General features: G+C 64.7%; 8 protein-coding genes. 5 read left to right on the top strand and 3 right to left on the bottom strand.

The window, feature by feature from the left end; all coding sequences use genetic code 11:
- Positions 1-158 precede the first annotated feature (158 nt).
- A complete protein-coding gene (locus PMN64_RS23340; RefSeq protein WP_411782333.1) occupies positions 159-3,332 on the bottom strand; it encodes an efflux RND transporter permease subunit in 3,174 nt (1,057 codons plus the stop codon).
- Positions 3,329-4,513 (bottom strand): efflux RND transporter periplasmic adaptor subunit, encoded by a 1,185-nt coding sequence (locus PMN64_RS23335; protein ID WP_411782342.1) that lies wholly within the window; start codon positions 4,511-4,513, stop codon positions 3,329-3,331. The genes PMN64_RS23340 and PMN64_RS23335 overlap by 4 nt, the downstream gene beginning before the upstream one ends.
- Positions 4,514-5,376: 863 nt before the next feature.
- Between PMN64_RS23335 and PMN64_RS23330 the strand changes: the two genes are divergently transcribed.
- The 5 genes from PMN64_RS23330 to PMN64_RS23310 all read left to right on the top strand — a co-directional run bounded on the left by PMN64_RS23330 (position 5,377) and on the right by PMN64_RS23310 (position 15,836).
- Complete coding sequence (locus PMN64_RS23330; RefSeq protein ID WP_411782332.1) at positions 5,377-13,365, top strand: cadherin domain-containing protein; 7,989 nt, start codon at positions 5,377-5,379, stop codon at positions 13,363-13,365.
- Positions 13,366-13,684: 319 nt separating this feature from the next.
- Positions 13,685-14,185 (top strand): phage tail protein, encoded by a 501-nt coding sequence (locus PMN64_RS23325; protein ID WP_028344246.1) that lies wholly within the window; start codon positions 13,685-13,687, stop codon positions 14,183-14,185.
- 12 nt (positions 14,186-14,197) lie between these two features.
- On the top strand, positions 14,198-14,722 hold the full coding sequence (locus tag PMN64_RS23320) for a phage tail protein (RefSeq protein ID WP_028344247.1): 525 nt from the start codon (positions 14,198-14,200) through the stop codon (positions 14,720-14,722).
- Positions 14,723-14,734: 12 nt separating this feature from the next.
- A complete protein-coding gene (locus PMN64_RS23315) occupies positions 14,735-15,268 on the top strand; it encodes a phage tail protein (RefSeq protein ID WP_028344248.1) in 534 nt (177 codons plus the stop codon).
- A 7-nt stretch (positions 15,269-15,275) separates the two neighbouring features.
- The gene (locus tag PMN64_RS23310; RefSeq protein WP_035633357.1) at positions 15,276-15,836 is read left to right on the top strand and encodes a GNAT family N-acetyltransferase; all 561 of its coding nucleotides are present in this window, start codon (positions 15,276-15,278) and stop codon (positions 15,834-15,836) included.
- Here PMN64_RS23310 and PMN64_RS23305 read toward each other — a convergent pair.
- Entirely contained in the window at positions 15,818-16,120 is a 303-nt protein-coding gene (locus PMN64_RS23305) for a DUF6916 family protein (protein WP_245288904.1), read from the bottom strand. The genes PMN64_RS23310 and PMN64_RS23305 overlap by 19 nt on opposite strands.
- Between the last annotated feature and the right edge of the window lie 442 nt (positions 16,121-16,562).

Below are 16,562 nucleotides of genomic sequence, written 5' to 3'. Positions count from 1 at the left end.
CTGCTTTCCCGTCACCCTGAGGAGCGCGGAACGCGCGTCTCGAAGGGTCGACGGCCCGGCTCGTGGCCGTGCACCCTTCGAGACGCCTGCTTCGCGGGCTCCTCCAGCGACAGAGGCGAAGCCTTTGCGCGGGGGTGACGGACACAAGTGTAGGCTGCTCAACCCGCCACAGTCGCCTTGGGCTCCGCCGGCTTGCCCTCGTTCTTTCCTTCCGCGAGGTTGCGCACCACCATGTAGAAGATCGGCGTGAAGATCAGGCCGAACAGGGTGACGCCGAGCATGCCGAAGAACACGGCAACACCGACCGCCTGCCGCATCTCGGAGCCCGAACCGGTCGACACCACCAGCGGCAGCACGCCGAGGATGAAGGCGAACGAGGTCATCAGGATCGGCCGCAGACGGAGCCGGCAGGCCTCGATCACCGCGTCCAGCCGCGACCGGCCCTCGAGCTCGATGTCGCGCGCGAACTCGACGATCAGGATCGCGTTCTTGGCGGCCAGCCCCACCAGCACCACGAAGCCGATCTGGGTCAGGATGTTGACGTCCTGGCCCATGATACGCACGCCAATCGTGGCCGCGAACAGGCACATCGGCACGATCAGGATCACCGCGAACGGCAAGGTCCAGCTGCCATATTGCGCGGCCAGCACCAGATAGACGAACAGCACGCAGATCGGGAACACGTAGAGGCCGGCATTGGCGCCGGTGACCTGCTGGTAGGACAGGTCGGTCCACTCGAAGGAAAAGCCGCTCGGCAATGTCTGGTCGGCGAGCTGCTTGATGGTGTTGAGCGCCGTCGTCGAGCTCACGCCCGGTGCCGGCTCACCCTGCAGTTCGGACGCCGAGTACAGATTATAGCGCGCAACGCGGTCGGGTCCCGAGACGTCCTTGAAGTCCACGATGCTGCCGAGCATCACCATGTCGCCGGCAACGTTGCGGGTGCGCAGCCTCGCGAGATCGGGGCTGTCTTTCCGGAACGGCAGATCGGCTTGCGCGGTAACGTGATAGGTGCGGCCGAACAGGTTGAAGTCGTTGACATAGGTCGAACCAAAATAGGTCTGGATCGTGTCGTTAATGTTGGCGATCGGCACCCCAAGCTTCTGCGCCTTGACGCGATCAATGTCGACGAACAGCTGCGGCGTGTTCGCGGTGAACGGCGAGAACACCGACGTGAGAGACGGCGATTTGCGCGCGGCTGTCACCAGTTCATCGGTCGCGGAAGCCAGCAGTTCGGGTCCGCGCCCCTGGCGATCCTGGACACGGATGGTGAAGCCGCCACCGGTGCCGATACCGGGCACGGCCGGCGGCGGAATGACGATGATAAAGGCGCCCTGGATCACCGACAGACGCTTGCGCAATTCGGCCGTGATCGCGTTCGCCGTCAGCCCCTTCTTCAGGCGTGCCTCCGGCTCGTCGAATACCGGGAACAGCGCCGCGGCGTTGCCCTGCTGCGTGCGCGTCGCACCGGAGAAGCCGGCGAAAGCCGCGACGCGAACGATGCCCGGCGTATCCAGCGCGATCCGCTCGATCTCGCGCACAACAGCGGTGGTCCGCGCCAGCGACGCGGCGCCCGGCAGCTGCGCCGAGATGATGACGTAGCCGCGATCCTGCGCCGGAATGAAGCCCTGCGAGGTGGTCGCGAGCAGCCAGCCGGCGCTGCCGATCAGTACGAGGTAGAGCGCGAGCATCACCACCGTATGCCGGATCACGAAGTCGGCCACCGATGCATAGCCGTGCGCGAGCCGGTCGAACACCCGGTTGAACAGCGCGGTGAAGCTATCCCAGCCGCGCGCGATGATGTTCCAGCGCGCCGGCGGGCGTTTCTCCTCATGCGGCACCAGGATCTGCGAGGCCAGCGCCGGCGACAGGGTCAGCGAGCAGAAGCAGGAGATCGCGGTCGCGACCGCGATCGTCACCGCAAATTGCTGGAAGAACTGCCCGGAAATGCCGCCGAGGAAGGCGGTCGGCACGAACACCGCGCACAGCACGAGCGCGATCGAGACCAGCGCGCCGCCAACCTCCTCCATGGTCTTGAGCGCGGCGTCGCGCCTGCTCATGCCGTGCTCGAGATGTCGCTCGACATTCTCGACCACCACGATGGCGTCGTCGACCACGATGCCGACCGCGAGCACCAGACCGAACAGCGTCAGATTGTTGATCGAGAAGCCGAGCGCGGCCATCACCGCGAAGGTGCCGACCAGCGACACCGGGATCGCGATGATCGGGATGATCGCAGGCCGCCATCCCTGCAGGAACACCAGCACCACGATGACGACGAGCGCCATCGCCTCGTAGATCGTCTTGATCAGCTCGTGGACCGATTGGGCGATGAATTCGGTCGGGTTGTAGCCGATATTGTAGTCGAGCCCCTTCGGGAAACTCGCCTTCATCCGCTCCATCGTGTCGGAGATGCTCTTGGCGGTGGCGAGCGCGTTCGATCCGGGCCGTTGCGTCACCAGCAGCGCGACGGCGGATTTGCGCAGCAGGAAGCTGTTGGTGGCGTAGGACAGCGCGCCGAGCTCGACGCGGGCGACGTCGCGCAGACGTACCGTGCGGCCGTCGGAGCCGGCCTTCACCACAATGTCCTCGAACTGCCTGATGTCCTTGAGGCGGCCGGTGAAGACGAGGTTCGGCTGGAATGCGCGATCGGCGATCGGCGGCTCGGCGATCTGTCCGCCGGCGATCTGCAGGTTCTGCGCCCGGATCGCCGCCAGCACCTCGGTCGATGTCAGACCGAGATTGGCGATCCGGTCGGGATCGAGCCACAGCCGCATCGAGTAATCGCGCGCGCCGAACATCTGGATGTCGCCGACGCCATCGAGCCGCAACAGCTGGTCGCGGACCTGCAGCAGCGCGTAGTTGGAGATGTAGAGCTGGTCGAACGTGTCGTCGGGCGACAGCATGAACACGACCATCAGGATGTCGGGCGAGTTCTTGCGCGTGGTCACGCCGTTGCGCTGCACCTCTTCGGGCAGCCGCGGCTGCGCGATCGCAACGCGGTTCTGCACCAGCACCTGGGCCTTGTCGAGGTCGGTGCCGAGCTTGAAGGTCGCGGTGATGGTGAGCTGGCCGTTCGACGTCGCCTGGCTGTAGAGATACAGCATGTCCTCGACGCCGTTGATCTCCTGCTCGATCGGAGCGGCGACGGTGTCGGACACGGTCTGCGCCGAGGCGCCCGGATATTGCGTGGTGACGACGACGGTCGGCGGCACCACTTGCGGATATTCCGAGACCGGCAGCGTCGGATAGGCGATCGCGCCGACGATCAGCAGCACGATCGACAGCACCATCGCGAGGATGGGCTGGTTGATGGAGAGCCTGCCGAGATTCATGGTTTGGCACCTGCGGCGGGCTTGTCAGCGGCCGTGGGCTTGTCGCCTGCCGCGGGCTTGGAGTCCGCCGGAGCCTGCGCCATCTTCGGCGTCACCTTGGCGCCGACGCGGGCGCGTTGCAGGCCGTCGACGATCACGTGATCCTCCGCCTTGAGGCCTTCGCGGACGACGCGCAGGCCATCGTCGAGCGGCCCGAGCGTGACTGCTCTTGCTTCCACCGTGTTGTCGTCCTTGACCACGAACACGATCTTGCGCGACTGGTCGGTGGCAACCGCGCTGTCCGGGATCAACAGCGCCTCATAGGGCGACGAGCCGATGATGCGGACGCGGCCGAACTGGCCGGGCAGGACCGACAGATCCTTGTTCGGAACGACCGCGCGGCTGCGCAGCGTCGCGGTCGAGACGTCGAGCCGGTTGTCGAGGAAGTCCATCTTGCCCTCATGCGAGGGCTTGGTTTCGCCGGTCAACGCGATCTGCACCGGGTTCGCCGTGTCGCGCGAGCTCGGCCGCCTGCCTTCGAACCACAGCTTGCTGTTGCGCTGATAGGTCGCCTCGTCGACGTCGAAATAGATGTAGATCGGATCGAGCGACACGATCGAGGTGAGCAGCGTCGCGCCGCCCTCGCTGCCCTGCACCAGATTGCCCGGGGTCACCAGATGCCGGCTGACGCGGCCGGTGATCGGCGCCAGCACATGGGTGAATTCGACGTTGAGCTGCGCGGCCTTTAGCGTGCCTTCGGCCTGGGTCTCGGCGGCGCGTGCCGCCTGCAATGCCTGGCGGCGCTGGTCGACGACCTGCTCGGAGACCGCGCTGGTCTGCACGAGGTTCAGCCCGCGCTCGAGATCACGCTTGGCAAGCTCGCCCTTGGCGCGCGCGTCGGCGAGCTGGCCTTCGGCCTGCAGCACGACCGCCTCGAACGGCCGCGGGTCGATGATGTAGAGCAGATCGCCGGCATGGACGATCGCACCATCCTTGAACTCGACGCTGTTGACGAAGCCGCCGACACGGGCGCGGACCTGGACCTCCTCGATCGCCTCGAAGCGGCCGGTGAACTCGTCCCAGTCGGTGACGGTGCGCTTGACCGGCTGCGCGACGGTCACGGGCGGCGGCGGAGGCGCGGCCTGCGATTGCGCGCTCTTGTTGTCGCAGCCGCCGAGCGCCAGCCCGGCCAGCAGCCCGATCGGCGCAAGACCGAGCCAAGGCCTGAGCGACGGGCCGCGCGAGGCACGGCGGCGAAGCGCATGACGCTCGACGCCGGTCACCGGAGCCACACGTCCCGTTCTGTCAATCGAACTCAATTCCCTCTCCCCCAGGATCATTGCAGGGCTACCAAAGTCGCAATTGGACTTGCGGTGATTCAACGCGGATGGACCACCGCAATGTCGCGGCAGCGGACGTCACAGATGTAGCCGCTCCCCAGTCTGTTCAAGATGGCCGCCGGATCAAGCAAATAGTTGCGTAGTCTGAAAGCCTTACGACGTGATCGCGAAGCCGTGACGACGGGAAGGGACAGATTCACTGGCCTTTCGGGTGAGGAGAGATCACAGACGGTTCGCCGGGAATCAATCACAAGGCGAATCAACGCACATATTCGTCACACAACGCCAATTCGGTCTGCGGCGCAGAAACCACCGGGGGTCGCACAAGATTAAAAATGGTCGAATCCCCATACTCTACCTCCCGCTGCATGGCCGAATCGTGGTTAACGACGCAGTGTCACGTGGACACACATTGACACTCGGAAACATCGACAATACGGTCGTGGTTGCCAACCGGTAAATTTTCTTGGCCGCCGCGCTTTTCTCGAACATTCATTGGGCTTTTCTCGCGGCGTGAGTGAGTGGAAGCGATTACGTAATGGCAAGCGCATTTGATCTTGCTGATGTCGGGACTCCGCAACCGTCGCGGTATCCGCATATTGCGAGCGGACCGGTGCGATCTCGGGTCGCGTGCGATCAACCTCAACGTGTGAAATGCTTCACACGTCATCGTCTCCAACAAATGTAGTTATTGATCGGCCTTCGCGCCGATCGCGGGAGTGCTCATGACGACCATACCTGCCTATACAATCGGTGGTTTAACGCGCCCCGAGCTTCACCTCGATCCGAGCGGCAATATCATTCTGGATCCGGCCGCGCAGGCGTTCGTCAATACATATGGTCTGCAATATCTTTACCTGGGCTGCCCTCCCGGCACGCCGTATCCGCCGGTGCCCGGCTTCCTGTCGCCTCCGACCGACGCCAATTCCGGCGCAAACACGGTCGTTGAGGGCGCCGCAGCCAACACATCGGTCGGCATCACCGCGCAATCCACCAGCCTGATCGGTCTTCCGGTCACCTATTCGCTGGTGTCCGATTCCTCGCATGGCGGCTTCAAGGTCGATCCGCATACCGGCGTGGTCTCGATTGCCGATCCCTCGAAGGTCGATTTCGAGAGCTCCGGCGGCAGCTACGTCGTCAATGTGCAGGCGACCGACGGTATCTTCGTCTCGTCGCAGAGCTTCACGATCGCGGTCAGCAATGCGCCGCCCTCGACACCGACCGACGGCAACGCCACCGCCAATGCCGTCAACGAGGGCGCCGCGGTCAACACCTCGGTCGGCATTACCGCGTCATCGGCCGACGTCAACGGCCCCGGCGTCACCTACTCGCTGACATCGGATTCCTCCAATGGCGGCTTCAAGATCGATCCCAACACCGGCATCGTCACCGTCGCCAATTCCACCAAGATCGACTTCGAGACCGCGCCGGGCCACGCCTACACCATCACGGTCCAGGCCAGCGACGGCCATGGCGGCGTCAGCTCGCAGAGCTTCACGATCAACGTCAACGACGTCGCGATCAGCACCCCGGTCGACGTCAATGCCGCCGCCAACAGCGTCGTCGAAGGCGCCGCCGTCAACACGCTGGTCGGCATCACCGCCTCCGCGGTCGATCCGAACGGCCCCGCAACCACCTATTCGCTGACCGGCGACACCTCCGGCGGCGGCTTCACCATCAATGCCACGACGGGCGTTGTCACCGTCGCCGATCCGAACAAGCTCGATTACGAAAGCGCGCCGGGCCACGCCTACACCATCACCGTTCAGGCCACGAGCGGCGCGACCTCGACGACGCAGACCTTCACGATCGGCGTGACCGACGCTCCGCCGTCGGCGCCCGCCGACGTCGACGCCGCGGCCAACTCCGTGGTCGAAGGCGCCGCCATCGGCACAACCGTCGGCATCACTGCGCACGCCACCGACATCAATGGCGGCACCGTGACCTATTCGCTGGTCGGCAATGCCCACGGCCTCACCATCAACGCCGCGACCGGCGTCATCACCGTCGCCGATCCCACCCAGATCGATTTCGAAACCGCGCCCGGCCACGCCTACACCATCACCGCACAGGCCAGCGACGGCACGCAGACCAGCACGCAAACCTTCACCGTCAACGTCACCGACGTTGCGCCGTCGACGCCGGTCGACAACAACGCCGCCGCCAACACCGTCGTCGAAGGCGCGGCCGCCGGCACCACGGTCGGCGTCACCGCATCCTCGACCGACATCAACGGCCCGGGCGTGACCTATTCGCTGACCGGCGACAGCTCCGGCGGCGGCTTCACCATCAACGCGACGACGGGCGTCATCACCGTCGCCGACCCGAGCAAGCTCGATTACGAAAGCGCGGCCGGCCACGCCTATACCGTCACCGCGCAGGCCAGCGACGGCACCCTTGCGACCTCGCAGACCTTCACCATCGCCGTCACCGAAGCCCCGCCGTCGACCCCGGTCGACAGCGACGCCGGCGCCAATGCGATCGCCGAAGGCGCGGCCAACGGCTCGACCGTCGGTGTCACGGCGTCGTCGATCGACGTCAACGGCCCGCCGGTGACCTATGCGCTGATCGGCGACACCTCCGGCGGCGGCTTCACCATCGACGCGACAACCGGCGTCATCACCGTCGCGGATAGCACCAAGCTCGATTACGAGAGCAGCGGTCCGACCCATTCCTACACCGTCACCGCGCAGGCCAGCGACGGCACGACGGCAAGCTCGCAAACCTTCACAATCGCCGTCACTGACGTCGCGCCATCGACCCCGGTCGACTCCGACGCCGGCGCCAACACCGTCGTTGAAGGCGCAGCCAACGGCTCGACCGTCGGCATCACCGCGTCGGCGACCGACATTAACGGTCCAGCCGTGACCTATTCGCTGATCGGCGACAGCTCCAACGGCGGCTTCACCATCAATGCCGCAACCGGCGTCGTCACGGTCGCCGATTCGAGCAAGCTCGATTTCGAAAGCTCGGGCGGCAGCTACACCATCACCGCGCAAGCCAGCGACGGCACGCTGGCGAGTTCACAGACATTCACCATCAACATCGCGGATGTTGCGCCATCGACCCCGGTCGACGGCGATGCCGCCGCCAACAGCGTTGTCGAAGGCGCGGCCGCCGGCACTGCGGTCGGCATCACCGCGCACGCGACCGACGTCAACGGCCCGGCCGTGACCTGGTCGCTGATCGGCGACACCTCCGGCGGCGGCTTCACCATCGACCCGACGACCGGCGTCATCACCGTCGCCGACCCGACCAAGATCGATTATGAGAGCAGCGGCCCAACCCATTCCTACACGGTGACCGCGCAGGCCAGCGACGGCACGCTGGCGAGCTCGCAGAGCTTCACCATCGCCGTCAACGACGCCGCACCGTCGACCCCGGTCGATGCTGACGCCGGCACCAACACGATCGCCGAAGGCGCTGCCAACGGCTCGACCGTCGGCATCACCGCGTCGGCAACCGACGTCAACGGCCCGGCCGTGACCTGGTCGCTGATCGGCGATACCTCCGGCGGCGGCTTCACCATCAACGCGACGACGGGCGTCATCACCGTCGCGGACAGCTCCAAGATCGACTACGAAGGCCCGGCCGGGCACGCCTACACCGTCACCGCGCAGGCCAGCGACGGTTTGCTCACGAGCTCGCAGACCTTCACCATCGCCGTCACCGACGTCGCGCCGTCGGCCCCGGTCGATGCCGACGCCGGCGCCAACCGCGTTGCGGTCAACGCGCCGGTCGGCGCGGGAACCGGCGTCACGGCATCCTCGACCGACGTCAACGGCCCCGCCGTGACCTATTCGCTGGTCGGCGACACCTCCGGCGGCGGCTTCACCATCAATGCGACCACCGGCAAGATCACGGTCGCCGATCCCAGCAAGATCAACATTGCCGATCCGTCCTATGACGTCACGGTCGACGCGAGCGACGGCACGCTGCACAGCCAGCAGACCTTCACCATCGCCGTCGTGGTCGACCAGGCGCCGGTCGTCACCGCCGGCCACACGCTGAACTACACCGAGAACCAGGCTACGACCGTGATCGATTCGACGATCACCGTCACCGACGGCGACGACGCCAATCTGGTGTCCGCGACGGTGCAGATCACCGGCAACTACGTCAGCGGCCAGGATGTCCTCGGCTTCACCAACCAGAACGGCATCACCGGCTCGTTCAATGCCGCGACCGGAACGCTGACGCTGACCGGCACGTCCAGTGTCGCGAACTACCAAACCGCGCTGGCATCGGTGACTTACATCAACACCAGCGACAATCCGTCCGGGCTGGCGCGCACCGTTACCATCACGACCAATGACGGCACGCTCGACAGCTCGCCGGTCACCGACACCATCAACGTCACCCCGGTCAACGACCCGCCCGTCGTCACCGCTGGTCATACGCTGAACTACACCGAGAACCAGGCCGCGACCGCGTTCGACCCGGCGATCATCGTGTCCGACGTCGACAACACTACGCTGACCGGCGCGACGGTGCAGATCACCGGCAACTACGCGAACGGTCAGGACGTCCTCGCCTTTACGTCCCAGAACGGCATCACCGGCTCGTTCAATGCGGGAACCGGCATGCTGACGCTGACGGGCACCGCCAGCGTCGCCGATTATCAGGCCGCGCTCGCCTCGGTGACCTATCAGAACACCAGCGACAACCCGTCGGGCCTGGCGCGCACCGTCACGATCATCGCAAACGACGGCGCGGCGACCTCCACGCCGGTCACCGGCACCATCAACGTCACGCCGGTCAACGATCCGCCGGTCACGACCGCCGGCGGCACGCTGAACTACACCGAAAACCAGGTCGCGACCGTGATCGATGCGTCGGTCAACGTGACCGACGTCGACAGCGCCAATCTGACCGGCGCGACGGTGCAGATCACCGGTGGCTTCGCCGCCGGCCAGGACGTGCTGGGCTTCGTCAACCAGAACGGTATCACCGGCTCTTACAATTCCGCGACCGGCGTGCTGACGCTGACCGGCTCCTCCAGCGTCGCCAACTACAAGGCCGCGCTCGATTCCATTACCTATTTCAACTCGAGCGACAACCCGTCCGGGGCGGATCGCACCGTCAGCTTTACGGTCACCGACGGCACCGACAGCAGCAACAGCTCGACCTCGACCATCCATGTCACGCCGGTCAACGATGCGCCGGTCGTGAGCTTCGGTGCCATTACCGGCTTCTCCGAGCCGCCGAACGGCACGCCGGCAGCGAACTCGACGCCGGTCACGATCACGCCGAACCTGACGATCACGGACGCCGAAGGCAACAACCTGACCGATGCGACCTTCGTGCTGAACAATCTGAAGCCGTCGGATGCGCTGTCGATCGCCGGCCACGCCGGTAACAGCGGCGATATCGGCGGTATCCACTTCGAGATCACCAGCACCGCGGGCACCGAAACGATCAGTTTCAGCGGTACCGACACGCTCGCGCACTACAATGCGGCGCTGGACCTGATCCAGTTCAACAACACCAGCGAAAACCCCGACACCACCGCGCGGTCCTACAGCCTGACCGTGCACGATGACGGCGGTACCGCGAATGGCGGCAGCAACACCGGGACGGGATCAACGACGGGGAGCGTCACCGCCGTGGACGACGGACCCACCGCGTCGGTGCCGGCGGACAATTCGATCGGCACGGCGTTCTCGCACACCAATTTCGCGATTTCGGGGCTCTCGGTCGCCGACATCGATGCCGCGAGCGGCAACGTCACGGCGACGATTGCCTCAAGCCATGCGAACCTGACCTTCAATACCGCCGGGCTCGCCAGCTTCACCAACAACAGCAGCCACACGGTGACGCTGACCGGCACCGTCGCGCAGGTCAACACCGCGCTCGCGACGCTGACCTACAACAGCGACGACGGCTTCACCGGCTCGGATACCGTCACGCTGAACATCAACGACAACGGCAACACCGGCACCGGCGGGCCGCTCACGTCGGGTGCCCAGACCTTCCATGTCGGCGTCGTCCCGCAGGTGTTCTATATCGACAACTCGCCTACGGCTCTCGCGAGCAGCGCCAATCTCGGCACCGCGGCCGATCCATACACCTCGATCGCCGCCTACAACACGGCCAATCCTGCGGGCTCGGGCGACTATGTCGTGCTGAGGTCCGGCACCTATACCGAGGCCAACGGCATCAACCTCGCCAATGGCGTCAACCTGGTCGGCGGCAGTCACTCCCTGACCTTCACCAACCCGGTGACCGGCGCCGTGGTGACCGCGAACACCGCGACCGGCACCGATCCGGTCATCAAGGTGACCGGTGCCGACAACGGCATCGACCTGCTCGGCACCTCGGGCCACAGCATCAGCGGCGTCAGCATCGACACCTCGGCCTCGACCGGCATGGGCATCAGCGACGACAACAACAATGTCGGCACCGTCACGATGTCCGACATCACGGTCAAGACCGCCAGCGGCACCGGCATGAGCTTCACGCATGGCGGCACCATCACGCTGACCGGCACCAACAACTCCATCACGTCAGGCACCGGCACCGCGCTCGATGTCGAGAACACCCAGATCGGCTCGTCCAACCTCATCCTCAAGAGCATCACCTCGAGCGGAGGGTCCAACAACGGCATCATCCTGTCGAATACCGGCACGGCCGCCGGCAATGGCGGCCTGCACATCACCGGCGACGGTTCGACGGCCGGCAGCGGCGGCACCATCGCCAACAAGACCGGCGCCGACGGCAGCACCGCGCAGGGCAGCGGCGTCTATCTGAACAACACCAAGGACGTTCAGCTCTCTTATCTGGCGATGCACGACTTCCAGAACTACGGCATCGTCGGCACCAACGTCACCGGCTTTACCCTCGGCAACACCACGGTGACCGGCACGAACGGCACCAGCGTCGGCGGCATCGGCGAGGGCGACGTCTACTTCACCGGCCTGTCCGGCACGGCGTCGGTGACGAATTCGACCTTCACGGGCGCGGCGCTCGATGCGTTTCACGTCTTCAATAACAGCGGTCAGATACTCAACCGCATCACCATCACCGGCTCGACCTTCGCGACCAATTCGGCGGCCGGGAACAGCTCAGGCGATGCCCTGGTGTTCCAGGCCACCGACGGAACATTCAACGCGACCGTTCAGAATTCGACATTCACGTCGGCGCGCGGCGATCTGTTCCAGCTCGATCTGCACGGCGGCGTCAGCTCGGACCTCGTGCTGAACGGAAACAGCTTCTCGAACAACAACCAGAACATCGTCTCGGGCGGCGGCGGCATCACCATCAGCTCCGGCGGGACCGGCGACCACGCCAACCTGACCTTCAATATCGCCAACAATACCATGCGTGATGCCCTCGGCACCGCGCTCGCCATCAGCACGGGATCGGGAGCAAGCTCGTTCAACGGCACGATCGATTCCAACACGATCGGCGTCGCCGGCGTCGCGAACAGCGGCTCCGCCCAGGGCAGCGACATCGGCTTCGTCACGATGGGCGGGGCCAATTCCAGCGTCACGATCACCAACAACCATCTGTATCAGTACAACAACGACGGCATCGAACTGCAGACCGGTGACGCTGCGAACGGCGGCAACGCCCTATTGACCGCGATCGTCATGGGCAACACGGCGTCCAACCCCGGCACGTTCGGCAATCATGGCTTCGAACTCAATGCCGGCACGGTCGCGGGCGATGCGCAAAGCGTCTCGCTGACGCTGGGCGGCACCGGCGCCCAGGAAAATCAGTTCCTCGGTTCGGGCGCGAATGGCGGCACCGATATCCGGCTGCGCGATCGGTTCGACACCACCGTCGGCCTGCACGCGGGCGATGGTTCGTCCTATGGCGGCGGCGCGACCGATACCGCCGCGATTTCGAGTTACGTCCTGGCGCACAATACGGTCACCACGGCGCCGACATTCAGCGTCACGGCGGGCAGCACACACGGGTTCGGCTCATCGCCGCTGCTCGCCGCGGACGGCGGCGTGCAGGCCGCCGTCGCGACCCCGGGCGAAACCCACCTGACACAGAGCGAGCTCGACTCGGTCGTCTCAGCGGCCATTACCCAATGGGCAAAGGCTGGCGCAGACGCGGATCAACTCGCCGCGCTGCGTGCCGTGACCTTCAGCGTCGCTGATCTCGCCGGCCAGGTCGTCGGCCTGGAAAGCGCCGGCCACATCACGATCGATACCGATGCCGCCGGCCATGGCTGGTTCGTCGATTCGACACCGTTGGACAATTTTGAGTTCACCCACGCGCTCAACGCTTCCGGCTCCGATCTGCAGACCGATCCGTCGACAGCCGCAGCAGGTCATCTCGATCTATTGACCGCCGTGGTCCATGAATTGGGACACGTGCTCGGGCTCCCCGACCTGACGTCGTCATCGGATGTCAACGACTTGATGTATATCAGTCTCGCCGACGGCGAGCGGCGGCTGCCAACTGCGGCGGATGTCACGCAAGCCAACGTGGGATCGGCGAAGGCGATGCCTATGCAGAGCGACACATCCGCAAATCTCAACCGCGACGGCTTCGACTTCTCGTCGTTCACCCAGACGCCCTCGCAGGCCAACACCGGCCATGCGGACCTGGCCGCGAACACCCAGGCCTTTTCCGATCTGTTCAGCGGGCACGCCAATGCCGGCCCCCCCTGGTGGGTCGGCCACGAGACGGTGTTCGCGGCCATGGGTGGCACGCCGGCCGACAATCACGCCCAGCCGCACCATGACCTGATCGTCTGATCGGACGCCGTATCGACCGCACAGCGCCTGCCGAACCGTTTCGGCAGGCGTTGCCGCTGACGGATACCAGTAAATTTCAATCGCCTCATGATGTCCGCGTGGACATGTCCGATTCGTGACAACGGTGCCGCCAGCGGCGATACCGTCTCGTCGCGAGCCGCGAATGACTCACGCGGCCGCGGAATCGAAAAAAAACGCAGAAGTCCGACAATCGTTGAGGTTGCACTGGCCGTAAAACACGCTATCGTGCAGACGTTGCATACGCAGCATCATTGTCTCGAATTTTTTACAAATCGTACGACGTATTCGCGGAGGACCTATGGCTGATCCGTATCTTTCCGAAGTCCGCATGATGTCGTTCGGCTTTGCGCCCAAGGGCTGGGCATTCTGCAACGGCCAGCTGCTTCCCATCGCTCAGAATCAGGCGCTGTTCTCGTTGCTGGGCACGACCTATGGCGGGGATGGGCGCGTCACTTTTGGCCTGCCCGACCTTCGGGGCCGGGTGCCGATCAGTACGGGCGCTGGCTATGCGCTCGGCCAACGCGGCGGCGAGGAGAGTCACACGCTCACGATCAACGAGATGGCGCAGCACAATCATTTGGCCAACGCCACCAACAGCAACGGTAGCCAGCCGCTCGATTCGGGTGCCTATCTCGGTGCCTTCAACAACGGCTACAGCACGTCGACGACCGACATCACCCCGCTCAATCCCTTGACCGTGGGCAATGCCGGCGGCAGCCAGGCCCATCAGAACATGCAACCGTTCCTGACGATCAATTTCAGCATTGCCCTCCAGGGCATTTTCCCCTCGCAGAATTGACGAGAAGCGCCGATGTCAGAAGCTTTTGTAGGCGAAATCCGTATGTTCGGCGGCAACTTTGCCCCGGTCGGATGGAATTTCTGTGACGGCAGCCTGTTGGCGATCTCCCAGTACGACGCGCTGTTCAATCTGATCGGCACCACCTATGGCGGCGACGGCCAATCTACCTTCGCGGTCCCCGATCTGCGCGGCCGTGTGCCAATCCACACGGGCACCGCCAGCAGCGGCACGACCTATGTCATGGGACAGACTGGCGGCGTCGAAAACGTAACACTCACGACGCAGACGATCCCGCAGCATTCACACGCCTTCATCGCCGCGAAGCAGACCGGCACCGCGTCGAACCCGCAGGGAAATATTCTCGATCAGACGACCGGTACGATCGCCATGTATATCGACGGCCAGCCGCCCGATGGCCCGATGGCGAGCGGAATGCTGACGAATACCGGCGGGAACCAGCCGCACAGCAATTTGCAGCCGCTGCTTTGCGTCAGCTTCATCATTTCGCTGTACGGCATTTTTCCGAGCCAGGGCTAGGAGCGCGACGACATGTCCGATCAGTTTCTCGCCGAGATCCGCATCTTTCCATTCAACTTCGCTCCCAAGGGCTGGGCCTTCTGCGGCGGTCAGATCCTGCCGATCTCGCAGAATACGGCGTTGTTCTCACTACTCGGCGTCACCTATGGCGGCAACGGCACGTCGAACTTCGCGCTTCCCAACATGCAGGGCAACGCACCGGCGGCGCCCGGACAGGGCCCCGGGCTGTCGCTGTATGACCTCGGAGAGACCACCGGCTCTCCCAATGTGACGCTGCTGCAAAACCAGATACCGCTTCACAACCACCCTGTGAACGTCGGCACGCAGGACGTCGCTGACGTTCAGGTCCCCAGCCCGACCCGCATCCTGGGCAAATCGGCCAATGCCTTCGCCTATGTGCCCGGTAGCGCAACGCCAACACTGACGCAGATGAACGCCACCATGATCGGCATGACGGGCGGCAACCAGCAGCACAACAACATGCAGCCTTACCTCACGCTGAACTTCTGCATCGCGCTGCAGGGCGCCTTCCCGGCGCGCGGCTGAGGTCGTCTTGGGTCTCGACGCGCCAGGCACCACGCCCGCACCAGCGTTCGGCTGGACGCGCGCGGCCGCTTCCGGCTGCCGCTTTCGCCGCCTGGCGGAGCCGGATCTGCCGTTCCTCGGCCAGCTCTATGCCTCGACCCGCGCCGAGGAGCTGGCGCCGGTGCCCTGGAGCGAGGCGGACAAGGCCGCCTTTCTCGATCAGCAATTCCGTGCCCAGCACGCGCATTACCAGAAATACTATCCGAACGCCGACTGGCTGGTGATCGCGCAGGGTGGTGAGGACATCGGCCGGTTCTACATCGAGCGCTGGCCGAGCCAGCACCGCATCATCGACATCGCCTTCATGCCGGCGCATCGCGGCAAGGGTTATGGCGCGGCGCTGCTGCGCGACGCGATCGACGAGGGGGCGGCCGCCGGCAAGGACGTCTCGATCCATGTCGAGAAGCTCAATCCGGCGATGCGGCTCTACCGGCGGCTCGGCTTCATCACCGAGGAAGACAAGGGCGTTTACGACCTGATGCGGTGGCGGGCGGCAGGAGCTTCCGACCGTCAGGTGAAGACCGCCTGATAGCCATTGCCATCTCCGAGCGGGCCGATCGGCACCAGGAAGATCTCCATCACGCCCCGCGCCGGATGCCGCACCGGATAGATCGCCTGCGGCAGCCACGCGCCCTTCGGGCCCGTGAACAACAGCGAGAACGCACCGCCCGGCCGGCCGCTGTTGCCCGCGGGCTCGACCTTGGCGAGCTTCAGCGCCACCGCGCGATCCGCCGCCTGCATCTCGAACTCAGCATCCTGATGCGGCGTGAAGTCGTCAATGTGCAGTTTGGCGAGATCGACGGTGGATGTCATGCGCACGTCCCTGTTGCTTTCGAGGTGTAACACACGCCGCGATGTTGCCGTCAAGATTTCTGCCGGTCATCCGATTTCGACCTGAAGCTTTCACCGTCATTCCGGGGCGCCCTCTGCTTCCAGGGGGAGGCAAGTAAACGCAAGACTCGGATGCAGCGCGCCGCGAGGATGCGGATGTATGACTCACGCGAGCGCCACATATTCGATGTCGTCCCGGGCAAGCCAACGGGTCGGCGCGAAGCGCCGCCCGATGACGGGCTCCGCGCGACCCGGGACCCATAACCACCGATGCCAATTGTTTAGCCAGCGCTCGGGCCACAGCTCACTTCAACAACGCAACCCTGTGGTTATGGGTCCCTGCTTTCGTGTTTGATCCCTGCTGATTGGTTGGATGGAATCGGTGTAGAACGAGGCGTGGCCTTTGTTAGGGAGCGCCTCGTGT

Source organism: Bradyrhizobium sp. UFLA01-814, assembly GCF_046718885.1.
GTDB classification, from domain to species: Bacteria; Pseudomonadota; Alphaproteobacteria; order Rhizobiales; family Xanthobacteraceae; genus Bradyrhizobium; species Bradyrhizobium elkanii.
This window is presented reverse-complemented; position numbering and strand designations above follow the sequence as displayed.